Here is a 23,596-nt window from a genome sequence, read left to right on the forward strand (position 1 = left end):
AGGAGAGAGGCGTGATCACGCTGTCAAGTGGGTGGAAGCTGAAAGAGTCGGAATTGGCGTGGCAAGCGGTGCGCTCACAAGGTGCTGGCGGCCAGAATGTGAACAAAGTGGCCACGGCCGTGCATTTGCGGTTTGATATTTTCGCTTCTTCCTTGCCGGAATCGATCAAGCTGCGTTTGATGAGTTTGCCGGATAATCGTATTACCAAAGACGGCCAAATTGTCATTAAGGCCCAGTCGCAACGTACTCAGGATGCGAACCGACGCGACGCTTTGCAACGGTTGCAACAACTGTTGGAAGCCGCTTGGGTTCGACCGAAAAAACGGCTGGCCACTCGCCCGACCAAAAGTGCCCGCCGGAAGCGCATGGATAAAAAACGTCAAAGAGGCGAAACCAAAGCCCTTCGAAAACCGGTTAAGTTGGACGATTGATGCTGCGGATACAAGATTATCAACCGGAAGATGCCGGGGCCATCGCCGATTTATACCATGCGGCGGTGCATGCCATTGACCCGGCCGTGTACTCCAGAGAACAGCAGGAAGCCTGGGCGCCCACACCGCCGGATAAGGTGTTTTGGGCAAAACGTCTGGCTCAAAAACTCCCTTTTGTGGCATGGCAAGACAACCGAATTGTCGGTTTTATGGAATTGGAAGCCGACGGGCATATCGATTGTGCTTATACGCATCCGGGTTTTCAGGGGAGAGGTGTTGCGACAGCTCTGTATGCGCATTTGGAGGCAAAAGCCCGCCAAGGGGGAATGGCGGGTTTATATGTGGAAGCCTCGCATCTGATTCGCCCGTTTTTCGAGCGTCGCGGATTTCACTGTGTGCAGACCAATCAAGTGCGCCGCGGCACGGTTTCACTGACGAATTTCACGTTGGAAAAGACCCTGTCAGAGCCATCCCGCTAGTGCATCCATTTCATCCAATCATCTACCATCTAGTCTCATTTGGACAAAATCCGCCAGGCCTGGGCGTTTTTGAGTCATCGCCTTTTTAATCCGACTGCATCGGGAGCGGGATCGCCGATGCTTGGGTTTCCTGGTGTAGCTTTTCGGTTTCATGCAATATTTTCAAAACGGCCAGTTCGGTTTCGCGGTTCCATTCCAAAGCGCAGGACAATCGGAAAAAATGATTGTATTTGTCCGTGGTGGAAAAAATTTGCCCCGGCGCAATGCTGATGCCATGTGGAATCAGGCGGTTCGCCAATTCAAAGGTGTCGATTAAATAGGGCAGTTCCACCCAGATAACAAAGCCGCCTTCCGGGCGGGTGACTTTGGTGCCGGGCGGAAACAGTCGAACGATGGCACTGGTGAGCTTATCCACCGCGTAAGCGTATTGTTGCCCGGCGCGACGTAGGTACAGGTCGTAACGGCCGGATTGTAAAATGTCCAAGGTGGCCAATTGTGCAGCGGAAGACGTCGACAAATTGGAAACGTATTTCAGGTATTCCAGTTGTTTGTAATAGCGCTTCGAACTCACCCAGCCGACTCGCAAGCCCGGCGACAGGGTTTTGGAAAAGGACGAACAGTAGATGACATTATCGTAAGGGTCGAACGCCTTAAGTGGTTTGGGGCGACTGTTACGGTGCGACAGCTCGCCGTAAACGTCGTCTTCAATCAATGGAATGCCGCGTTCGGCTAATAAGGTGTTCAAGCGGCGTTTATGGTCGTCTGGCATGCTGAAGCCCAGCGGGTTGCTGAAAGTAGGGACTGTTACGCAGGCTTTGATCGGCCATTGGTCGATGGCCATTTCCAAGGCGCTGATCGACATGCCGGTATTCGGGTCGGTAGGAATTTCAATGGCTTTCATGCGTAACGAATTGATGACTTGCAGTAATCCATAGAAAGTGGGGGATTCGATGGCGATGATGTCACCCGGTTCTGCGCAGGCGCGCAACGCCAAGCGCAAGGATTCCTGACAGCCGTTGGTGATGACGATGTCGTCTGCGGACACCTCACAACCGATGCCGGACATGCGCCGTGCGATTTGTCGCCGTAATTCCGGATTGCCCGGCGGAAATTCATAGCGGCTGATGAGCTCGGCTTGATGCTGGCAAGCTCGTTTTATGGCTTGTGATACCAGCTTGATGGGCAGAAAACTGTTGTCCGGCACGGCGGCGCCGAATTGCAGGATATTCGGATCATTGGCCGCTTTGACCAGATTCAGAACCATTTCTTGACCGGTAACGGCGGAGGGTTTGGCTTCCGGTTGACTGCGGGTCGGGGTTTCAAACGACAAGCTGCTGGCATTGCGTACATAAAACCCAGATTTGGGGCGAGATTCAATATACCCCATGCTTTCCAGTTTGTAATAAGCTGACACCACCGTTGAGACGCTGACGTGGAAATTTTTGGCGCTTTGTCGCACCGACGGCAGCTTTTCACCGGGGGCATAAGTGCCTTGGCGAATGCTGTCCGTCAAAGATTGCGCAAGGTCCTGGTATAAAAACTCGCTTTTTTCAGAGTGTGGTTGGGTCGATTTATCCATCTGATTGACTCATTTCGTGATCCGTTATCCGCTTCGTTTCAAACCCGGTTTTTCCTTTTATTCATCACTTCAATACAGTTGCTGTATTTTAAACCGGTACAGATGATTTTAACGTTAATCTGTACTGGTTAATTTGATTTTTTTTGAATCTGTATATTTTTTGAGGAAGTCTTAGACTGATTATTTGGTGGTGATGAAGCAGAAATGGAGGTTTCAGGCAATGAAGCGTGAAGGATTCATAAAGTTATTGTGGGTGATTTTGCTGTTTTTGTTGGCGCTGGGGTGGGGTTGGATGAAGCAAACAATCTCTCAACCGGTCGGGCAAACGGCAGAGGTGACTCATGTTGAGGCAGAACGACCTTGGTGGTGGCGAATTAAGTAGTCGAATGAAATAAAGTATAACGGATGTTAAGGAGCGAAAATGGAACGGCAGTGTTGGATTAATCAGGCAATTAAACCGGTGTCGCAAGCGGGGGTGGCGTTAACCGACCACGGCCTTTTATACGGTGATGGCGTCTTCGAAGGGATTCGATTTTATCGTCGGGCACCGTTTTTATTGACCGAGCATCTGGAACGACTGTTTCAATCCGCCAAGGCGATTTGTCTGGAACTGCCGTATTCAATGGCGGATTTACACCAGGCCTGCCGTGATGTCATTGCACAAAACGATTTAACGGATGGGTATTTGCGTTTGGTGGTCACGCGCGGCTCGGGGCCTTTAGGGTTGGACCCGAAGCGTTGTGAAACGCCGACGGTTTTTATTTTGTGCGACGAGTTGAAGATGATGAGTGATTCGGCGCTGTCCGGTTTGAAATTGATTGTCGCCGCCACGCGACGCATGCCGTTGGATGTGTTTGACAGTCAGATTAAAACCTTGAATTATATGAACAATATTCTGGCGAAAATCGAAGCCAATCAGGCGGGTGCCGATGATGCGCTTTTGCTGAACACGCAAGGGCGTGTTGCCGAAGCCAGTGCGGCCAATGTGTTTGTGGTCAAGAATGGAACGTTGATCTCACCTCCGAGTTCGGAGTGTGCCTTGAACGGCATTACACGACGCTTTATTTTCGAACTTGCCGAATCGTTAGGGATAGAAGGTGCTGAAAGGCCGTTATCTTTATACGATGTTTACAATGCCGATGAAGTGTTTCTCAGTGGTTCCGGTGCCGAAATGCTGCCGGTGGCCGACATTGGCGGGCGGAGGGTGACAGCCTGCCCGGGGCCGGTGTTCAAACGCTTGAAACACGCTTTTGATGAACGGGTTCAAGCTTTGTCTGAATTCTAAACTTGAAACAGGAGAATGGAAATGTTGGCGTTATTCCAGTGGTAGGCCGAATATAACTGGTAAATGAATGAACGATTTTACCAGGCCTGGGGGTTTCTGAGATTGCCCGGTTCATTGAGTATGGCTGTGGTATGATATATATGTTTACAAGTGTGTAACATTTTGTCTGGGCGTTAACGTCGTTTTTAACCCCTCAAATCGTTTTTCGGAACACCTTTTCATTGGAAGATTCGTTATTATGAACGCTTTGTCTGCTCGACAACTCGCTCCAAGGCTGGGCGCTTTGGTGGCCTTGACGCCCTTTGCGGTCGATACCTATTTACCGGCCATTCCGGAGATGGCCGCTTTTTTGGGGACGACGGTTAATCAAGTCAGTTTGACGGTACCTTTGTTTCTCATCAGTTTTGCGCTGGGCCAACTGATCGGCGGGCCTTTGTCGGATCGTTTCGGTCGGAAGCCGATTGCCTTTATCGGTTTGTTGGTGTTTGCGGTATCGTCATTGTTAATCATGTTTTCGGTACAAATCGAGCAATTATATGCCATGCGTGTTTTACAGGCCGTGGGCGGCGGTTTTGCGACAGTGGTGTCGGCCGCGATGGTGCGAGATTTATATTCCGGACGAGAAAGCGCCAAAGTGTTTTCGATGATTGCAATGGTGATGTTGATTGCGCCTATGGCGGCTCCGGGGGTGGGCGCCCTGATTGTGAACATGGGTGATTGGCATAAGGTGTTTTTGTTTCTGGCCGTTTATGCGGTTTTTCTGTTTGCTGTCGTAAAATGGACTTTGCCGGAAACCGTGGGGCTGGGGAGGCGGCGCCAAGCTCGAAGCGAGCCTGTCAGCCAGTTGTTGATGAATTACAAACAAGTGTTGTCGAATACCAAGGCGCTCGGGTTTTTGTTGGCACAGGGCTTTGCCAGCAGTATTTTGTTTGTGTACATCACCGAAGCGCCGTTTATTTATATGGACTTCTTTGGGGTCAGTTCGGCTTCGTTTCCATTTTATTTTGGGCTGGTGGTGTTGGGCGTGATGTTTTTTAATCGGGTCAATATCGGATTGTTGAAGCATTACGAACCCCAGCAAATTGTACTGGGAGCCTTAATCGGACAAATGATGATGACGTTATTGTTTGTCACTTATGTGGAACTGTTTGAACCGAATGTCTATGTGGTGCTGTTGATTCAATTTTTTGTTTTGGGATTATTGGGTATGATCACGCCGAATGTACAAGCCCGTTATATGGACTTTTTCCCCCATGTTTCCGGTACGGCCAATGCGCTGGTCGGAACCAGTATCTTTGCTTTTGGCGGCGTGATGGGCTTGGTGATGGGCGCACTGCATGACGGCAGTTTGAGCCGGGTGGTGCTGTTTATTTTTGCGATGTCGACAATCAGTTTGCTGAGTTTGCTCTGGATTGCGAAAGTTCGGTTTTCGAACCCGACAACACCGACCGAGGCCGGTGTCTAGACCGGTTTGTTATTTGGAACAGACTTTGGTCGTGAACTGTTGAACCGGTTTGCCGATGATCAGAATGGCGACAAAGGCGATGGGCCAAGCCACGAGCATGGCTTCCCACCAGCGTTGAATGAAGTTGCCGCTGATGCCGGTATTGACGGCGGTGATGACGGCGGTCATCACAAAGACCATAATCACGGACATGGTGAAAGCGGCGACGAAACGATGATAGTGTTTTGGAAACATAATGATAGAGGTCCTGATAACGTTGAATGAACGATAAACCAAGGTAAATGTTCATGCGATGCTTAAGCGGAAAGCCATTGTAAAAGATTCCGTTTCTTTTTGGCTAGGCTTTTCATGTTCAGCGCTTTGGTGACGGGCGGAAAAACTTATTGAAAAACGTCGTTTTACTGCGGTTTAAATATAGACAGAACAGGCCGAATCAAGTACAATCCGCGTAATCTTATTTTAATGGCTTTGACTATTTGGGGTCGGTACGAGAAATGACGGTGAAACCCACTGATTTCTAAGAAAAAACGGAGTGAGTTCCTTCTGGGAATTGGCTCCGTTTTTTTATATGGCCAACCCAAAAGTTTTTGAATTTCTGTTGGGCGGAACACATCAATGACACAAACAGCTTTATTGGCTTTGGAAGACGGCACCCTGTTTTGGGGAACGTCTCTTGGTATCGAAGGGGAAACAATCGGTGAAGTGGTATTCAATACCTCGTTAACCGGTTATCAGGAAATTCTGACAGACCCGTCGTATTACAAACAAATTGTGACCCTAACGTATCCACACATCGGCAATGTGGGGGTGAATGAAGAAGACGAAGAGTCGCCTGCAATTATGGCTCAAGGGTTGATTGTTCGTGACTGTCCGCCGTTGATGAGCAACTTTCGTGCGCAAAAAACGCTCCCGGACTACCTGAAAGAACAAAAGGTGGTGGCGATTGCCGATATCGACACCCGTAAACTGACGCGTATCTTGCGTGATAAAGGCGCTCAATCCGGCATTATTGTGGCCGGTGATGAAATCGATGCCGAGGCGGCTGTGGCGAAGGCGAAAGCGTTTGCCGGGTTGAAAGGCATGGATTTGGCCAAAGAAGTCACCACGGCGGAAACCTATGTCTGGACCGAGGGTACTTGGGTGTTAGGAGAAGGGCATAAAGATTGTTCCGAAAATACGCCGTATCATGTGGTGGCGTTCGATTACGGCATCAAGCGCAATATTCTGCGGATGCTGGCGGACCGCGGCTGTAAGCTGACAGTCGTTCCGGCGAAAACGCCGGCAAAGGACGTGCTGGCGATGAATCCAGACGGAATCTTCTTGTCGAATGGCCCGGGCGATCCGGAACCCTGCGATTATGCCATCGAAGCGATTCAAGACGTTTTGAAAACCGATATTCCGGTTTTCGGTATCTGCTTGGGGCATCAGTTGTTGGCACTGGCTTCCGGCGCCAAAACCGTGAAGATGAAATTCGGTCACCACGGCGGGAACCACCCGGTGCAGGATTTGAAAACCAAAAAAGTGATGATTACCGCACAGAATCACGGGTTCGCCGTGGATGCGGAGTCCTTGCCGGATTGCCTGGAAGCCACGCACAGTTCGCTTTTCGACGGTTCCTCTCAAGGGATTCAACGCAAAGATAAAGCGGCGTTCAGCTTCCAGGGTCACCCGGAAGCCAGTCCGGGGCCGCACGATGTCGCGCCTTTGTTCGACCAGTTCATCGACAACATTAAAAAATACAAACAAGCATAAGTGATAGGAAGTTAAAGAGATGCCAAAAAGAAGTGATTTAGAAAGTATTCTGATTATTGGTGCGGGTCCTATCATTATCGGCCAGGCCTGCGAGTTCGATTACTCCGGTGTACAAGCCTGTAAGGCACTGAAAGAAGAAGGTTACCGCGTCATTCTGGTTAACTCCAACCCGGCGACCATTATGACCGATCCGGAAATGGCCGATGCGACCTATATCGAACCGATTGAGTGGAAAACGGTTCGCAACATCATCGCGCAGGAACGTCCGGATGCGATCTTGCCGACCATGGGCGGACAAACCGCTTTGAACTGTGCGCTGGACTTGGACAAGCACGGCGTGTTGGAAGAATTCAATGTCGAGCTGATCGGTGCGAATGCCGATGCCATCGATAAAGCGGAAAACCGTGACCGCTTCCGTCAGGCGATGACGAAAATCGGTTTGGACATGCCGGTGTCGGATGTGGCGCACAACATGGAAGAAGCCTGGGCGATTCAAGAAAAGGTCGGTTTCCCGACCATCATTCGTCCTTCGTTTACCTTAGGTGGTTCCGGCGGTGGTATCGCTTACAACAAAGCGGAATTCGAGCAGATCTGTAAGTTCGGTCTGGACTTGTCGCCGACCAAAGAGTTGTTGATTGAAGAGTCGATTCTGGGCTGGAAAGAATACGAGATGGAAGTGGTGCGCGACAAAAACGACAATGCCATCATTATCTGTTCCATTGAAAACCTGGATCCGATGGGGGTGCATACCGGGGATTCCATTACGGTGGCACCGGCGCAAACCTTGACCGATAAAGAATATCAAATCATGCGGAACGCCTCTTTGGCGGTCTTGCGTGAAATCGGCGTCGAAACCGGTGGTTCCAACGTTCAGTTCTCGATTAATCCGGAAACCGGACGCATGATTATCATCGAAATGAACCCGCGTGTGTCGCGTTCTTCGGCGTTGGCCTCGAAGGCGACCGGGTTCCCGATTGCAAAAGTCGCGGCCAAATTGGCCGTGGGCTACACTTTGGATGAACTCAGTAATGACATCACGGATGGGGCCACGCCGGCTTCGTTTGAGCCATCCATCGACTATGTCGTCACTAAGATTCCTCGCTTTACGTTTGAAAAATTCCCGCAAGCCGATGCGCGTTTGTCGACTCAAATGAAGTCGGTCGGTGAGGTCATGGCGATGGGACGTAATTTCCAGGAGTCGTTACAGAAGGCCTTGCGTGGCTTGGAAACCGGCAAAGACGGTTTGGATGAAATCATGCCGCTGGCCACCATGGACGAAAAAGAAGTCAAAGACGTGCTGCGCCAAGAGCTGCGTGCACCAGGTCCGGAACGTTTGTGGTACGTTGCGGATGCTTTCCGTGCCGGTTGGTCAATGGAAACGGTTTATGAAATTTCGCGCATTGATCCGTGGTTCCTGTCTCAGATCAAGCAGCTGATTGATATGGAAGACGACATTAAACAACGCGGCTTGGATGCGCTGGATGAAAACCTGTTGCGTCAGTTGAAACGTAAAGGCTTCTCGGATAACCGTTTGGCTAAGTTGTTGGATACGGATGCCGCCTTTATCCGTAAGTTCCGTCATACGTTAAATATCCGTCCGGTTTATAAACGTGTCGATACGTGTGCGGCCGAATTCGAAACCTCGACGGCCTACATGTATTCCACTTATGAAGAAGAGTGTGAAGCGGCACCGAGCGAACGCGAAAAAATCATGGTGTTGGGCGGTGGGCCGAACCGTATCGGGCAAGGGATTGAGTTCGATTACTGCTGTGTACACGCCGCCATGGCGATGCGTGAAGACGGCTATGAAACCATTATGGTGAACTGTAACCCGGAAACCGTTTCCACGGATTACGACACCTCAGATCGTTTGTATTTCGAGCCGCTAACCCTGGAAGACGTTTTGGAAATCGTTGAGGTTGAAAACCCGAAAGGGGTCATTGTTCAGTATGGTGGTCAAACGCCGTTGAAGCTGGCGGAAGACTTGGAAGCCGCAGGCGTGCCCATTATTGGTACCTCGCCGGAATCCATCGACTTGGCGGAAGATCGCGAGCGTTTTCAGCAGATGCTGCAGGGCTTGGATTTGCAACAGCCGCCGAACCGTACCGCGCGCAGTGAAGAGCAAGCCATCGCCTTAGCAAACGAAATCGGTTATCCGTTAGTGGTGCGCCCGTCTTATGTTTTGGGGGGGCGAGCCATGGAAATTGTCTATAACGATTCCGACTTGTCGCGTTATATGACCGAAGCGGTCAAAGTGTCAAACGACTCCCCGGTTTTATTGGATCGTTTCTTGGACGATGCGGTTGAGTTGGATGTCGATGCGGTAAGCGACGGTGAACAGGTCGTCATCGGCGGCGTGATGGAACATATTGAACAAGCGGGGATTCACTCGGGTGACTCGGCCTGTTCCTTGCCGCCGTACAGTATCCCGATGCATATTCAGGATGAGATTCGTAGCCAGGTCGAGAAAATGGCCAAGGCCTTGAGTGTCGTGGGCTTGATGAATACCCAGTTTGCCGTTAAGGGCGAAGAGATTTACGTCCTGGAAGTTAACCCGCGAGCTTCGAGAACGGTGCCGTTTGTATCCAAGGCCATCGGTCATCCGTTGGCGAAAATTGCGGCACGTTGCATGGTTGGTCAAAAGTTGGCGGATCAGAATTTCTTGAAAGAGATTCGTCCGACGCATTTCTCGGTGAAAGAAGCGGTCTTCCCGTTCATTAAGTTCCTGGGTGTGGACCCGATTCTGGGACCGGAAATGAAATCGACCGGTGAAGTCATGGGCGTGGGCGATACGTTTGCCGAAGCCTATCAAAAAGCGCAACTGGCCGGTGGTACTATTTTACCCACGTCCGGTAAGGCTTTCTTGAGTGTGCGTCAGGCCGATCGCGTCAAGGTCATTGGCTTGGCGAATAAGCTTGTTGCGAAAGGGTTCACCATTTTGGCAACGCGTGGTACGGCTAAGTCCTTGAAAGAAGCCGGTATCGAGTGCGAAATCGTCAATAAGGTAACGGAAGGACGTCCGAATATTGTGGACTCCATCGTCAACGAAGAAGTCGATTTGATTGTGAATACCTCGGATGGTTCTGTTAGTATTAAAGATTCATCGAGTATTCGCCGCGAAGCGTTGATGCATAAAACCTGTTATACAACGACGATGGCAGGTGCTTTGGCTATGGTGGCCTCTATGGATTACTTGGACAACCAAAAAGTGACTAAACTGCAAGCGGTTTAATCCGTAGCGTCCGTCATCTGAAATAACGCCGAGCAGGGGCTCGGCGTTTTTTGTTTTAGGAAGAGTGTGAGGAAAAGAGAATGCAAAGACATCCGATGACAAAAGAAGGGGCTGATGCCCTACAAGCCGAATTACAGAAATTAAAAAAAGAAGATCGTCCGGCCATTTCCAATGAAATCGCTGAAGCCAGAGAGCATGGCGATTTAAAAGAAAATGCCGAATATCATGCCGCCCGTGAACAACAGGGCTTGATTGAAGCGCGAATCAAGCAAATTGAAAATATGTTAGGTCGTGTTCAAATTATTGATGTTACTAAGTTGAACCCAAATGGCAAAGTCGTATTCGGTGCGACGGTGACGGTTTTGAATGTAGAAACCGATGAAGAAGTCACTTATCAGATCGTCGGTGAAGAAGAAGCGGACTTGACGCATAATAAAATTTCAGTGAACTCTCCGATTGCGCGGGCGTTGATTGCGAAAGAAGAAGGGGATGAGATCGTGGTGAAGGCTCCGAGCGGTAACATTGATTACGAAATCGTCGAAATTCAGTATATTTAATGTTATTTAACGGTTGTTAAGCGATGTACATGGCTTTGTTGATGGTTTTGTTGACCGCCAATGTCACGATTGGTTATGTGGTGGCGCCGGTTTTGTTTGGTCGTTTGAGTAGCGAGCAGGCCGGAGAGTTAATGGGCGTTTTTCTGACCGGGCTCTACGGGGTTGATTTGATATTGATGTCCGCACTCTTGCTGTTGTTAGTTTTGCAGAAGCGTTTTCGAGCCAGGCGAGATGTTCTATTAATTGTGGCCGTTTTTTTGGTGGCGGCTAATTTGTGGGGAATCTCTCCGCTAATGATGACGTTGAAATCCATGGATCTTGCGACGTCGCCGGAATTGTTTGGGATGACGTTTGCCCAGTGGCATGGCATTTCTCAAGTTCTGTTTATGTTGACGCTAGGCTTGCTCGTGGTCTGGGGGATCGGTTTACGGAAAGGTCAAACGGTTAAGCCAGCCTGAAATACGCGTTTAGACCATAAAAAAAGCTTATAAGCATTTAATTATTTTATAGCTGAAAGTCAGGGTTTTCGGTTGCAATTTGCACGAAAAAGGCTGAAAATACTCCCCGTAAATGATTAAATCCTAATATAAATACAACGGTAAGATAACGGAGTGGTTTGAATGAAATTAACATTACAGGCGCTATTTGTTGCAGCAGTTGCCGCGTTTACCTTAAACGTGCAGGCTGCAGAGTCAAAATATGATCAATGTGTTGCAGACGGTGATACGATCGTTAAGTTGGCAAGAGAAAAAGGGGCCACTGCGGCACGTGCTTACGAGCAGAAAACAACTGTTGGTGAGTGTTTTGCTGAGCTGAGCAAAATTGAAGCGACTTACGGTGAGAAGACTTTGGGTCTAAACCCATCTTATGTAATGACTCCGGAAGATCGTGCCAGATGGGCGAAATTGTTCGATTCCATCGATGCAAAACAGTATCGTGGCACACCTTACCTTCAAGCGGCTTACTACTTCAGTAAGTAAGCGCCAATAGGTTAGGAAGAGAAAGCCGGCTTTATGTCGGCTTTTTTGTTTCTGAACGTTTTTTTATTCGTTGTTAGGGATGGTGCGTGAAACACAATTTATTTGAACAGGCTTACCGTTGTTTGGTGGAATCCGATCTGGATGCAAAAGTGACGCAGTTGGCGTTATTGCAACAGTGGTGGACGGAAGGTGCCTTTAATTTTGAACCCACTTCGGAAATTCATAAAGTGCCGGATGCCGGTCGTCCCGAAAAACCTGAATTGGTGCCGCCGAAAGATTTGCCCAAGCGCCGCCTGGGCTCCAAAGAAGGCCATGCCGCCTTAATGCACTCTATCCTACACATCGAGTTCAATGCTGTGAACTTGGCGCTGGATGCCATTTACCGTTTTCAGGAGATGCCCCGAGACTACTATCGCGACTGGCTAGGCGTGGCCGGCGAAGAGTCCTATCATTTTCAGATGGTACGAGAGCATTTGTATCATTTGGGGTATGAATATGGCGACTTTAAGGCCCATAACGGGCTTTGGGTAACCACTTATGAAACCGATCATGACCCTTTGGTCCGTATGGCGTTGGTGCCGAGAACACTGGAAGCTCGCGGCCTGGATGTGACGCCACCGATGATTCAAAAACTGCGTGCCGTGGGTGATAAACGCGGTGTGGAAATCTTAAAAATATTGCTGCGAGATGAAATTGGCCATGTGGAAGTGGGCTCCCGCTGGTTTCGGTACTTATGTGAGCAGCGCAATCTGAACCCGTTTGATACTTTTACGCAAATCATCGACGATTATTTTCATGGCGATTTACGTGGGCCATTTAATTTTGACGCCCGTCAAGCCGCCGGTTTCAGTGACGAAGAAATTGCCTGGTTGAAAACCTTGGAGTCGGCTTAATAGATGAAACTCAGCGACATGCACCGGCAACGCATCATTCTCAGGCACCGGCGTTCCATTCAAGAGCGCGGTTACGGCGCGACGGCACTTTATTGGAATAATACCGAGGCTCAGCAGGTCAGGTTTCAGGTGTTGTCGGATTTGCTGTTACGTTATGGTTTGAAAAATGACCAGGCCTGGCCGTTTCATTTGTTGGACGTGGGCGCGGGATTCGGGGATTTTCACCCATACCTGACGGAGCGTGGGTTTGATTTTCGTTATACCGGTATCGACGTATCGCCGGATATGGTCACGGCCGCCGGGTTTAAGCATCCGGACGTGACGTTGCGCCAGGGCGAGTTGTTTGATTTTGACTGGCCGGAGAACGCATTTGATTTTGTCGTTTGTTCCGGTGCGATGAATGAGGTGGTGGATGCGCCCAATTGTGAAGGCGATTATGCAAGAGCGATGATTCGTCGAATGTACGCCTTGGCCAAAACCGGCGTGGCGTTTAACTTGTTGAATGCCCGACACGATTGGACGGCTAATCGGGGGCTATTGCAGAGTTTTGAACCACAAGAAATGGCCGAGTATTGTTCCGAATTTGCACCGCAAGTAATTTTGGAAGAGGGTTATCTTTCCAATGATTTCAGTGTGTATTTAGGAAAATAAATGACGATGAAGGTGGGGATTGACCTAGGCGGTACTAAAATCGAAACCATCGTGTTGGGCGAGGACAATGATATCTTGTTGCGTGAGCGGATACCTACGCCACAAGGTGATTATGCGGCGACTTTAGAAGCCATTGTGTCATTGGTTAGGCGGGTGGAAACTTCGGTCGGGGATTTTTCGCGCCTGGGAATTGGTATTCCGGGCGCCGTCTCCAAGCAAACCGGTTGCATTAAAAATGCCAATTCAACTTGTTTGATCGGGCGCGATTTGGCCGAGGATTTGTCGGAACCCTTGTCGCAGAAGGTGGTGTTGGCTAATGATGCAAACTGTTTGGCGTTGTCGGAAGCCTCCGACGGTGCCGGGGCGGGCGAAGACGTGGTCTTTGCCGTGATTTTAGGTACCGGATGCGGCGGCGGCTTGGTGGTGAAGGGGCAGGTGCTGAACGGCGTGAATGCCATTGCCGGAGAGTGGGGGCACAACCCTTTGCCTTGGCACTCGGAAAGCGATGTGATGATGCCTTGCTATTGCGGCCAATCCGGGTGTCTGGAGACATTTTTGTCCGGACCGGGCATGGCCGCGCATTTTAACAGAATAGATGGGCGAACCATGACCGCGCAGGCAATTTTTGAAGCGGGCGAAGCCGGAGATAAGGCCTGCCGGGAGCATATGGAGTCTTATGCCTATTGGTTGGCGAAAGGGTTGGCCAGTGTGATGAATGTGGTTGATCCGGATGTCATCGTGCTGGGGGGTGGTTTGTCTAATGCTGAATTTTTGTATCGCCGTGTTCCGGAGCTTTGGGCGCAATGGGTGTTCAGTGATCGGGTGGATACTCGGTTGGTGCCGGCGAAATGGGGCGATTCCAGTGGCGTGCGCGGTGCGGCCTGGTTGTGATGTGTTTTAAAAATGGCCAGGCCTGGCTGAAAAGGTGATATCACGTTTATAAGTGGGTCATAAAGAGTGGAGAAAGGGAAGATGGAAACGATTACATCGTTGGAACGATTGGATGAGTTGAAGCAAGCTGAAGAAGCCTTGTTGGTGCTATTCGGTGGGCGAGATTGTAACGTCTGTCATTCCATTAAACCAAAGCTGATTGAGTGGGTCGAGTCGTCTTACCCAAATATTAAAATGGTGTATGTGGATTGTCACGAGGTGACGGATATTTGTGCACAGAACGGCGTGTTTACCTTGCCGACCTTGCAGGTGTTTTTCACCGGACAGCGATTTATCGAAGAGGTGCGCAGTTTCAGTTTGCAAAAGGTCATGCAGGAAATCGAGCGCCCCTACCGGATGTTGTTTTCAGATTAACCGGCTTTTAATTGAAGGCATGCCCAAAGTAGAAGTAAAGTGACTGATGTTCTTCGTCGTGATAGCCGTAAGCAAAATAGATGGGGCCGACAAAGCTGTTCATGCCGATGAAAATGCTTCCGGCTTGTTTGGTGTTGGCCCAAGATACATCGGATGAGTTGACGCCGGTAATGTTTTCTTGATTGTAAATATTGCCGGCTTCCAGTGTTGCGCCGAGGTAATATGGAAAGTTCAGCGGGTTGCTGCTGGACGACATTCGGTATAAGTATTTCAGGCGGGCGAAGAGGATTTGATTGCCGATTAAGTCGTCTTCAGCATAGCCGGATAGTCGCTGGAAACCGCCTAAAGTGTAAAAACTGTGTATGTCTTCACCTTGGTCGGCTTCCTGGTTGGCCGCTTCGAAGTGGAGGTTAACCGTGTGGCGGCCATGGGAAAAGTAGCTCGACAAGAAAGATTTGAACTCTTGTACTTTGCCAGCCTTATCGATGTTGTAGAGGGTGTTTCGGTAAGACAGATCCAGTAAGTTACCTTTGCGTGGAAAAGCGACTTGATCCAAGCTGTCGTACCTTAATCCGGTATAAAGAATATTGTCATCGTAGGTTTCTTTTTGTTGCGAATCGGCATTCTTGCCCAGTCGTAGTTCGCCAATCTCCCAGTCGTATCCGACATAAGCTCTGAAGTTTAAATTGAAGTTATAGCCAAGTTCCAGGTTGGGGGTGAAGGTCTGTTGTTCAAGCTGCACCGAAGCGATGCTGCTTTGGTCATTGAGGTCGTAGGTTCGGCTCTTGGCTTCAAAAGAAGGTTCAATGTAAAGCTTTTGACGGGTGTCGAGCGGCTGGTAGAAAGCCGTCTTAAGTTGTTGTGTTTGGCCTATGTTGATTTCGTTTCGCCATTCGCCACCCAATCCGTTGACCGGTAAATAGGTGTGGCGTAACCCGATGTTGAACACATTGCTGTCGTTGAGGTTGGAAGCCAAGTTTAGTTTGAGCTTAAAGAAATTCGGCCCCCAGGAGGGTGGCGTGGCTTTGATGGTGAGGGTGTTCTGGCCATCGTTTTCAACAATTTCATAGGTGATGAGTTCGAAAAAACCTAAACCGTAAAGTGTCGTGATGTCGGTTTCCAATTGAATCCGGTCAATCGGTTGGCCGGTTTTCTGGTGAATGTATTGTTCGATGACGTCGTTGGATAGATTTGTGGTATTGATAATTTTGATTTCATCAATTGTTCCCCAGGTGCGCTGACTGGACGGCGTATGATAATTTGGATCGCTGAGGGTTTCCAATTGAGCGGTTTTTGCTAAAGCCGCTTCTGAACCGATTTGAATGATTTCTTTGGGGTGCTCAAAGTCGGTCGGGCTGATTGTTTCGGGGATGATTGGACGAATCAAAACGTCACTGGGTTTGAGTGTTTTTAATTGGCGTAAACTGTTCGCGGTTACCACGCCGGAGATGATTTGGCTGGTGATACCAAAATAGGAGTCCATGTCTGCGGTTTTCGGCGTTTGAGTGTGGGTGTCGGAGACAATGACGATATCGGCTCCCATTTGCCGAGCAACATCGATCGGTGTGTTATTGGTGACGCCGCCGTCTACCAGGTAATGGTCGTCGATTTTGACGGGCGCAAAGATGCCGGGTACTGACATGCTGGCCCGTAATGCCTGTGCCAAATCTCCGGATTTCAGCACGACTTCTTCGCCTGTTCGGGCGTCGGTGGCAACGGCTCGGAATGGAATGGGCAATTTGTCGAAGTCTTGAACGTGGCTGACCGGTAAGGTCATGCCTTTGAGAAGGGTCGCTTGTTGCTGCCCTAATAATAGCCCGCTGGGCAATTTGAAGTAACCGTTTCGTAAACCGAATTCCCCTTTGACGAAGTAGTGAAACTGGTCTTGTTTTCGGCGAAACGATAGGAAGTGGCGGGAGCTTTCGTCCACGAAAGTTTGGTCCCAGTTGACGTGGGTGACGAAGTTTTCAATTTCGCGGGTGCTTAAACCGGAGGCGTAAAGCCCGCCGACCAAGGCGCCCATACTGGTGCCGGAAATGTAATCGATGGGGACATTTAAACGTTCTAATTGTTTGATAACACCAATATGCGCCAAACCGTGCGACCCTCCGCCAGGCAGTACCAATCCTATTTTCGGGCGTTTTGAATCGTCTTTGGCCGCCAATGCGTTGGCGGTTGGTAACAGAAGTAACCAGCAAAAAGCCAGTGGCAGCAGGCGTTTAACGTTTTCCATCGCCGCCCGCCTTAATTAACAGAGCATCCAGCCATCGCCCCGGCAGTAAGCGCTTAAGGTAAGCAAATAAGACGGTCGGGAAAGTGATTCGGTAGCGCAGAGCAGGCCTGGTGGATTTCAAGACTTTTTCCATCGCCTCGGTGACGGCTTCCGGCCCGAGCGTGAAAGGCGCGGTTGGCCCTTCGGTTTCCAAGCGGTCGATCATGGCGTTGTAGTTATCACGATGTGCACTTTGGTCTTTGGCAATCCAGTGTTTGAATTGTGCATAGGCATTGGCGCGAAAGTTGGAAGTAATCGGTCCGGGCTCGATAAGCACGACCTGAATGCCGGTTTCTTTGAGTTCCAGGCGAAGCGTGTCCGCCAAGCCTTCAATCGCAAATTTACTGGCGTTGTAAGCGCCTCGGTAGGGCATGGCGGCAAAGCCTAGGATGGAACTGTTATAGACGATTTTACCGAATCCTTGCGCGCGAAAGGTGGGCAGTAAACGATTGGTGAGTTCCTGGGTGCCGAAGACATTGGTTTCGAACTGGTGGCGCAGGGCATCGCGGCTTAAGTCTTCCACCGCTCCGGGTAATCCAAAAGCGGCATTGTTGAATAGTAAGTCAATCCGTTGTGTCATGGATAGAAGGGTGTCCACCGCCTGACGAATGGATTTCGTATCGGCCAGATCCATTTGTATGCATTCGATTCCTTGGCCGTTAAGGCGTTCCACATCCCTGGGGTTGCGGCAGGTGGCAATGACGCGATGACCTTGTTGGTGAAAGTGGTGTACGGCATGATGTCCAATACCGGTAGAAGCGCCTGTAATCAGCAGAGTGTGTGTTGTGTGCACGGTGGTTCCCATGGTTTTTCAGGGTTGTTCGTCGTTGATTTTCTAATCTTAGGGCAACTTCGGTAAAGTGCAAGTGTTTCTCTGGATTTTTTGTTGTTCGAACGATGTTTTTCAAATCTCAGGAGATTCGTATGAATCCTGCCAAAAGGCTTCAAATTCTTATATAATAAAGGGCTTGATTTAACGATTCGCGAAGCGGGACAGATGTCATTTATCAAACGTTATTTAATTGCTGGTTTGTTGGTATGGTTACCTCTAGGGGTGACCATCGCGGCTTTGATCTTTCTGGTTAACCTGTTTGACCAGAGCCTGCTACTGTTGCCCGAGCATTTACGGCCGGATGAGTTGTTAGGGCGACATATTCCCGGGTTCGGCATTATCCTGTCGTTTGTATTGATTTTTGTCACCGGGATGTTGGTGGCGAACTTTTTTGGTCGATACCTTTATGGAATGTGGGAAAAGCTTTTGTCTCGCATTCCGTTGGTCCGTTCGATTTATACGGCGGTCAAACAGATTGCCGAGGCTTTGTTTGGCTCGGGCTCTCAAACCTTTCAGAAAGTCTATTTGCTGCAATACCCGCGTGCGGGCTTGTGGACGTTAGCCTTTCAGACCAGCAAAACCCAGGGCGAAGCGCAGATGAAGACCAATATGCAGGAGGTGGTGAATCTGTTTGTGCCGACCACGCCGAACCCGACCTCCGGTTTTTTTATTATGGCCTCGAACAACGAAATCATCGAATTGGACATGAGTGTCGACGATGCCTTGAAAATGGTCATTTCCGGGGGGGTGGTTGTGCCGCCCTGGCAAAAAGTCGATAATGCCGGCACCGTCATTGAGGTGATTGAGCCAATCGAACTTGACAAAACATCGAACGACTTGCCATCGAACGAAAAACAGAATTGAATTGAAATTTTTAACCATTGGAAAATAGAATGCGCCATTTACGGGGCGTTTTAGCAAGATAAGGTAATAAACGATATGATGCGTACACACTATTGTGGACAAGTAACTGAAACTTTGGAAGGCCAGCACGTCACTGTGTCCGGCTGGGTACATCGCCGCCGCGACCACGGTGGGGTCATTTTCATTGATTTGCGTGATCGTGAAGGGCTTGTTCAGGTAGTGGTGAATCCGGGAAATGACGCCATGTTCAATATCGCGGAACGTGTCCGTTCCGAGTATGTGTTGAAGGTGCAAGGCAAAGTGTGCGCTCGAACGCCGGAAACCATCAATCCGAAAATGACCACCGGGAAAATCGAAATCGTTGCCGATGATTTGGAAGTGTTGAGTGCGGCCGAACCGATTCCGTTCCAGCTGGATGACAAACATATTTCCGAAGAAGTGCGCCTGACGTATCGTTATCTGGATTTGCGTCGTGATGAAATGCAAGAAGCCTTGCGTACCCGTTACCGAGTGACGCGTTCCACGCGTCGTTATCTGGATGACAATGGCTTTATGGACATGGAAACGCCGATTCTCACCAAGTCCACACCGGAAGGCGCGCGCGATTATCTGGTGCCGAGCCGAACGCATCCGAATAAATTCTTTGCCTTGCCGCAGTCTCCTCAGTTGTTTAAGCAATTGTTGATGATGTCCGGTTTTGACCGTTATTACCAGATTACCCGTTGTTTCCGAGACGAAGATTTGCGTGCCGATCGCCAGCCGGAATTTACCCAGCTGGATATCGAAACCTCGTTTATGACTGAAGAAGAAGTCATGGATATGATGGAAGGCTTGACCAAAACCATTTTCCGTGACGGGGTGGAGGTCAATTTTGACTATGACTTCCCGCGAATGACCTATGCCGAAGCCATCGAAAAATACGGCATTGACCGCCCGGACTTGCGTATTCCATTGCAGTTGGTGGACGTGGCTGATTTATTACAGGACATTGAATTCAAAGTCTTTGCGGGGCCGGCAAAAGATCCGATGGGACGTGTGGCGGCGCTTCGCGTACCGCAAGGCGGGCAGTTGTCGCGTAAGGAAATCGACGATTACACCAAATTTGTGGGTATTTACGGTGCGAAAGGGTTGGCCTACATTAAAGTCAATGATTTGTCGGCGGGCTTAGACGGATTGCAATCACCCATTGTGAAATTCTTCCCGGATCAGGCGATGGAAATTATGGCGCGTGTCGGGGCTGAAGACGGCGATATCGTTTTCTTCGGCGCGGATAAAGCCAAGATCGTCAACGAAGCCTTGGGGGCTTTGCGTTGCAAGATCGGCGAAGACCTGGATATGATCGAGCGGGAATGGGCGCCGGTTTGGGTAGTGGATTTTCCGATGTTTGAAATGGATGAGAAAACCGCCAAAATGACGGCCATTCACCACCCGTTTACGCAGCCGAAAGCGACCACGGAAGAAATCTTAAACCACGACGAACCGCATCAAATGTTGTCTCGTGCCTACGACTTGGTGATTAACGGTATTGAAGTCGGTGGCGGGTCGGTGCGTATCCATGACACGCATATGCAAGCGGCCGTATTGAAAATGTTGGGTATTTCCGATGAAGAAGCGGATGAGAAGTTTGGTTTCTTGTTGAATGCTCTGAAGTACGGTTGTCCGCCGCATGCCGGTATGGCCTTCGGTCTGGATCGTCTGGTGATGTTGATGGCGAAACGCGACTCGATTCGCGACGTTATTGCTTTCCCGAAAACTCAGTCCGCCGCGTGTATGCTGACGGATGCGCCGGGTGCCGTTGATAATGCTCAAATGGCCGATTTGGAATTGCGTTTCCGCAAATCTCTGACGGAAAAACAGGCCGACTGATTCGATTCGGTCAGGAGAAACTATGTCTTCACTCGCCACCAGTGTCCCGGTTGAGTTGCTCAGCCGCATTGATTTATTGGCCCAGTCGGCGCCCATTCCGCCGGTAATGGATGCGGCTGAGAAGCAAGCATTGAAAGACAAGATCAAACGCCTGCTCAGGGAAAAGAACGCCCAGCTGGTTGCGCACTATTATGTGGATGACGACCTGCAGGCGTTGGCCGAAGAAACCGGCGGCAAGGTCGCGGATTCGTTGGAAATGGCCAATTTCGGCGCGCAATCCGAAGCGGATATGTTGGTGGTGTGCGGTGTGCGCTTTATGGGTGAAACCGCGAAAATGCTGAGCCCGGAAAAAACCATTCTGATGCCGGACTTGAACGCCACCTGCTCTTTGGACGAAAGCTGTCCTCCGAAAGAGTTTGCCGCGTTTTGTGCGCAGTACCCGGATCACAAGGTCGTGGTGTATGCCAATACCAGTGTTGAGGTTAAGGCCTTGGCGGACTGGGTGGTGACGTCGGGCAATGCCTTGGAAATCGTCACTCATCTGAAAGAGCAAGGCGAGAAAATCATTTGGGCACCGGATCGTCATTTAGGGCATTGGATTGAAAAAGAAACCGGTGTGGAGATGATTCGCTGGCAAGGGCATTGCATTGTGCATGACGAATTCCAGATGTATGAATTGCAGTCTCTGAAGGAGAAACACCCGGACGCGAAAGTCATTGTGCACCCGGAGTCGCCGGCGGAAGTGGTTGATTTGGCCGACGTGGTGGGGTCCACCCGGGTGATGATTGAAGCGGTACAAACCTTGCCGGATCAGAAATTCATCGTGGCGACCGATTACGGTATCTTTTATAAAATGCAGCAGTTGGCGCCGGAAAAGGAATTGATCGTTGCGCCGACCGGCGGTAAAAGTGGGCATTGTATTAGTTGTGCGCACTGTCCTTGGATGGCGATGAACGGCTTGCATAACCTGGCCGCCTGTTTGGAAAACGAAACCGGTGAGATTCTGATCGAAGAGTCCATTCGCCAAAAAGCCTTGCAGTCGGTGAACCGGATGTTGGAATTTTCGCGTGCCAAAGGACTGGTGAAAACAAAATCAACCACCGACTGATGGCACAAACCTTTATTCTTTAGCTGCTTTGATGCCGTCGGCAACGGTTTTCAAAAAGCCACATCAAACACATTTCAGTAATCACGGGGGAGACAATGGCTGGTCACAGTAAGTGGGCAAATATTAAACACCGTAAAGCCGCTCAAGATGCCAAGCGTGGCAAGATTTTTACCAAATTGATTAAGGAGTTGGTCGTCGCCGCGAAACAGGGCGGTCCCAACCCTGACGACAACCCAACCTTGCGGGCCTGCATCGATAAGGCGCTACGCGCCAATATGAAAAAAGACACCGTCGATAAGGCCATTGCTCGCGGTGCGGGCGGCGGTGAAGGCGACGATTACGAAGAAATTCGTTATGAAGGTTATGGACCAAACGGTGTGGCTTTGATTGTGGACTGCCTGACCGACAATAAAAACCGTTCGGTCATGGAAGTGCGCAACGCCTTCAATAAGCGCGGTGGCAATATGGGGACCTCTGGCTCCGTGGCCTATATGTTCAAAAAACAAGGCACGTTGAGTTTCCCGTCCACCGTGGACGAGGACGCGCTAATGGAAGTGGCTTTAGAAGCCGGTGCGGAAGATATTGTGACCGAAGATCATGGTGTAGATGTCATTACCGCGCCGGAAGATTATATGGATGTTAAAACGGCTTTGGTGGACGCCGGGTTTGAACCGGAATCCGCTGAAGTATCGATGGAAGCGGAGGTCAAAGTGCCGTTGGAATTAGACGATGCGCAAAAAGCCTTGGGGTTGATCGACGCTCTGGAAGATTTGGACGATGTCCAATACGTTTATTCCAATATCGATGTGTCTGATGAAGTGATGGCGCAGTTGATGGACGCAAGTTAGGCCAATATGTAAAAATCGCCAGGCCTGGTGGTTTTAATTGAATTTTCAGGACGTTATGTGGCAGAGTTACAACGCATTTTAGGCATTGACCCCGGGTCTCGCAAAGCCGGTTTTGGTTTGATTGAGTCGGGACGCTATCATCCGAGTTATTTATTGAGCGGGGTGATTCGCGTTGAAAAGCTGTCCGGAGCCGAACGTTTGAAAACCATTTTCGAATCGGTTTGTCAGATCATTGATCAATATCAACCGCAAGTGATGGCGATTGAGAAGGTGTTTGTTTACAAAAACCCGAATTCGGCGATTAAGCTCGGCCAGGCGCGAGGTGTTATTTTGTGTGCGGCGGCTTTGAAAGACGTGCCGATTATGGAATACACGCCCACTCAAATCAAAAGCACGATTGTCGGGCAAGGCCATGCCTCCAAAGATCAGGTGCAGTTTATGGTGCAAAACCTTTTGAAGCTGACCGAAAGCCCTCAGGAGGATGCCGCCGATGCGCTGGCGGCCGCCTTGTGCCATGATCGTTATTTAACCCTGGGCATCGACCCGGAAAAAATTTCCAAAGGTTCCAAGTTTTAAGGATTGTTATGATTGGTTTTTTATCGGGAAAATTACACGCCAAGCGTCCTCCGCTGATTTTAATTGATGTGAATGGTGTGGGGTATGAGGTTGAAGCGCCGATGTCCACCTTTTACGCCATCGGTGACGCCGGAGAAGAGGTGACGTTGCTGACGCATATGCATGTGCGTGAAGATGCCATGCTGTTGTTCGGGTTTGCCACCGAGCAGGAACGCAGTTTGTTTAAAGAGTTAATTAAGGTTAACGGTATTGGCGCGAAAATGGCCATCGGTATATTATCCGCCATGTCGGTCAATGATTTTGTCGGGCTGGTGGATGTGGGTGATGCCCCTGCGCTGACCAAAATTCCGGGCGTGGGTAAGAAAACTGCCGAGCGTCTTGTGATTGAAATGCGCGATCGTTTGAAAGGCTGGGGCGCCGTGGACGGGGTAGCGCCTGTTGCCGGCACCGCAAGCCCGAAACTCGAAACGGTTGGAAACATGGCGCCAGCCATTGAAGCGCTGGTGTCGTTAGGGTATAAACCGGCGCAGGCTGAAAAAATGGTTAACTCGGTGGAGAAGGGTTTGAGTTTGGAAGAAACCATCAAACAGGCCTTGATGACCATTAAGTTGTGAAAATTGG

The 23,596-nt window shown here is 49.9% G+C and carries 23 protein-coding genes; 19 read left to right on the forward strand and 4 right to left on the reverse strand.

Features of this window, described 5'->3' with window-relative positions; translation table 11 throughout:
• The first annotated feature begins 11 nt into the window (after positions 1-11).
• Both arfB and AC0KH7_RS04370 read left to right on the forward strand, forming a co-directional pair.
• Positions 12-431, forward strand: coding sequence for an alternative ribosome rescue aminoacyl-tRNA hydrolase ArfB (gene arfB / locus AC0KH7_RS04365; RefSeq protein ID WP_472371041.1), 420 nt, complete (start codon positions 12-14; stop codon positions 429-431).
• Positions 431-910 carry a GNAT family N-acetyltransferase gene (locus AC0KH7_RS04370; RefSeq protein WP_472371043.1) on the forward strand — a complete coding sequence of 160 codons (480 nt, stop codon included), beginning with the start codon at positions 431-433 and terminating at the stop codon, positions 908-910. The genes arfB and AC0KH7_RS04370 overlap by 1 nt, the downstream gene beginning before the upstream one ends.
• 85 nt (positions 911-995) lie before the next feature.
• On the opposite strand, the gene AC0KH7_RS04375 is transcribed toward AC0KH7_RS04370, so the two are convergent.
• Positions 996-2,489, reverse strand: a complete 1,494-nt coding sequence (locus tag AC0KH7_RS04375) for an aminotransferase-like domain-containing protein (protein WP_472371045.1) — start codon at positions 2,487-2,489, stop codon at positions 996-998.
• A 421-nt stretch (positions 2,490-2,910) separates the two neighbouring features.
• Between AC0KH7_RS04375 and ilvE the strand changes: the two genes are divergently transcribed.
• Positions 2,911-3,774, forward strand: a complete 864-nt coding sequence (ilvE, locus tag AC0KH7_RS04380) for a branched-chain-amino-acid transaminase (protein WP_472371047.1) — start codon at positions 2,911-2,913, stop codon at positions 3,772-3,774.
• 124 nt (positions 3,775-3,898) lie between these two features.
• Entirely contained in the window at positions 3,899-5,239 is a 1,341-nt protein-coding gene (locus AC0KH7_RS04385; protein ID WP_472373783.1) for a multidrug effflux MFS transporter, read from the forward strand.
• Positions 5,240-5,248: 9 nt separating this feature from the next.
• Here AC0KH7_RS04385 and AC0KH7_RS04390 read toward each other — a convergent pair whose 3' ends face one another.
• A complete protein-coding gene (locus AC0KH7_RS04390) occupies positions 5,249-5,473 on the reverse strand; it encodes a DUF2798 domain-containing protein (RefSeq protein ID WP_472371049.1) in 225 nt (74 codons plus the stop codon).
• Between the two features lie 381 nt (positions 5,474-5,854).
• Here AC0KH7_RS04390 and carA point away from each other — a divergent pair, with 381 nt between their 5' ends.
• The 9 genes from carA (at position 5,855) to AC0KH7_RS04435 (ending at position 14,609) form a co-directional block, all read left to right on the forward strand.
• On the forward strand, positions 5,855-6,991 hold the full coding sequence (carA, locus tag AC0KH7_RS04395) for a glutamine-hydrolyzing carbamoyl-phosphate synthase small subunit (protein ID WP_472371051.1): 1,137 nt from the start codon (positions 5,855-5,857) through the stop codon (positions 6,989-6,991).
• A 19-nt stretch (positions 6,992-7,010) separates the two neighbouring features.
• Positions 7,011-10,223: a carbamoyl-phosphate synthase large subunit gene (gene carB, locus AC0KH7_RS04400; protein ID WP_472371053.1), complete on the forward strand. Its 3,213-nt coding sequence runs from the start codon at positions 7,011-7,013 to the stop codon at positions 10,221-10,223.
• Positions 10,224-10,303: 80 nt separating this feature from the next.
• Positions 10,304-10,780 carry a transcription elongation factor GreA gene (gene greA / locus AC0KH7_RS04405; protein ID WP_068648195.1) on the forward strand — a complete coding sequence of 159 codons (477 nt, stop codon included), beginning with the start codon at positions 10,304-10,306 and terminating at the stop codon, positions 10,778-10,780.
• Between the two features lie 29 nt (positions 10,781-10,809).
• Complete coding sequence (locus tag AC0KH7_RS04410) at positions 10,810-11,238, forward strand: DUF4149 domain-containing protein (protein WP_472371055.1); 429 nt, start codon at positions 10,810-10,812, stop codon at positions 11,236-11,238.
• Between the two features lie 162 nt (positions 11,239-11,400).
• Positions 11,401-11,760, forward strand: coding sequence for a hypothetical protein (locus AC0KH7_RS04415; RefSeq protein ID WP_068648199.1), 360 nt, complete (start codon positions 11,401-11,403; stop codon positions 11,758-11,760).
• A gap of 86 nt (positions 11,761-11,846) precedes the next feature.
• Complete coding sequence (locus tag AC0KH7_RS04420) at positions 11,847-12,653, forward strand: ferritin-like domain-containing protein (protein ID WP_472371057.1); 807 nt, start codon at positions 11,847-11,849, stop codon at positions 12,651-12,653.
• A 3-nt stretch (positions 12,654-12,656) separates the two neighbouring features.
• On the forward strand, positions 12,657-13,304 hold the full coding sequence (locus AC0KH7_RS04425) for a class I SAM-dependent methyltransferase (RefSeq protein ID WP_472371059.1): 648 nt from the start codon (positions 12,657-12,659) through the stop codon (positions 13,302-13,304).
• Entirely contained in the window at positions 13,305-14,195 is an 891-nt protein-coding gene (locus AC0KH7_RS04430) for an ROK family protein (RefSeq protein WP_472371061.1), read from the forward strand.
• A gap of 81 nt (positions 14,196-14,276) precedes the next feature.
• Positions 14,277-14,609 (forward strand): thioredoxin family protein, encoded by a 333-nt coding sequence (locus tag AC0KH7_RS04435; protein ID WP_472371063.1) that lies wholly within the window; start codon positions 14,277-14,279, stop codon positions 14,607-14,609.
• A gap of 7 nt (positions 14,610-14,616) precedes the next feature.
• On the opposite strand, the gene AC0KH7_RS04440 is transcribed toward AC0KH7_RS04435, so the two are convergent.
• Together AC0KH7_RS04440 and AC0KH7_RS04445 are read right to left on the reverse strand one after the other, a co-directional pair.
• Positions 14,617-16,842, reverse strand: coding sequence for a patatin-like phospholipase family protein (locus AC0KH7_RS04440; protein ID WP_472371065.1), 2,226 nt, complete (start codon positions 16,840-16,842; stop codon positions 14,617-14,619).
• Positions 16,829-17,674: an SDR family NAD(P)-dependent oxidoreductase gene (locus AC0KH7_RS04445; RefSeq protein WP_472371067.1), complete on the reverse strand. Its 846-nt coding sequence runs from the start codon at positions 17,672-17,674 to the stop codon at positions 16,829-16,831. Before AC0KH7_RS04445 ends, AC0KH7_RS04440 begins: the two co-directional genes overlap by 14 nt.
• Before the next feature lie 204 nt (positions 17,675-17,878).
• Between AC0KH7_RS04445 and AC0KH7_RS04450 the strand changes: the two genes are divergently transcribed.
• The 6 genes from AC0KH7_RS04450 (at position 17,879) to ruvA (ending at position 23,589) form a co-directional block, all read left to right on the forward strand.
• Entirely contained in the window at positions 17,879-18,577 is a 699-nt protein-coding gene (locus tag AC0KH7_RS04450; RefSeq protein ID WP_472371069.1) for a DUF502 domain-containing protein, read from the forward strand.
• A gap of 78 nt (positions 18,578-18,655) precedes the next feature.
• On the forward strand, positions 18,656-20,443 hold the full coding sequence (gene aspS, locus AC0KH7_RS04455; protein ID WP_472373784.1) for an aspartate--tRNA ligase: 1,788 nt from the start codon (positions 18,656-18,658) through the stop codon (positions 20,441-20,443).
• A 22-nt stretch (positions 20,444-20,465) separates the two neighbouring features.
• On the forward strand, positions 20,466-21,551 hold the full coding sequence (gene nadA, locus AC0KH7_RS04460; protein WP_472371071.1) for a quinolinate synthase NadA: 1,086 nt from the start codon (positions 20,466-20,468) through the stop codon (positions 21,549-21,551).
• Positions 21,552-21,646: 95 nt separating this feature from the next.
• Positions 21,647-22,399 (forward strand): YebC/PmpR family DNA-binding transcriptional regulator, encoded by a 753-nt coding sequence (locus AC0KH7_RS04465; protein ID WP_472371073.1) that lies wholly within the window; start codon positions 21,647-21,649, stop codon positions 22,397-22,399.
• 57 nt (positions 22,400-22,456) lie between these two features.
• Positions 22,457-22,975, forward strand: coding sequence for a crossover junction endodeoxyribonuclease RuvC (gene ruvC, locus AC0KH7_RS04470; protein ID WP_472371075.1), 519 nt, complete (start codon positions 22,457-22,459; stop codon positions 22,973-22,975).
• An 8-nt stretch (positions 22,976-22,983) separates the two neighbouring features.
• On the forward strand, positions 22,984-23,589 hold the full coding sequence (gene ruvA / locus AC0KH7_RS04475; protein ID WP_472371077.1) for a Holliday junction branch migration protein RuvA: 606 nt from the start codon (positions 22,984-22,986) through the stop codon (positions 23,587-23,589).
• Positions 23,590-23,596: the final 7 nt, after the last annotated feature.

The organism is Hydrogenovibrio sp. (assembly GCF_965140365.1).
GTDB lineage: Bacteria > Pseudomonadota > Gammaproteobacteria > Thiomicrospirales > Thiomicrospiraceae > Hydrogenovibrio.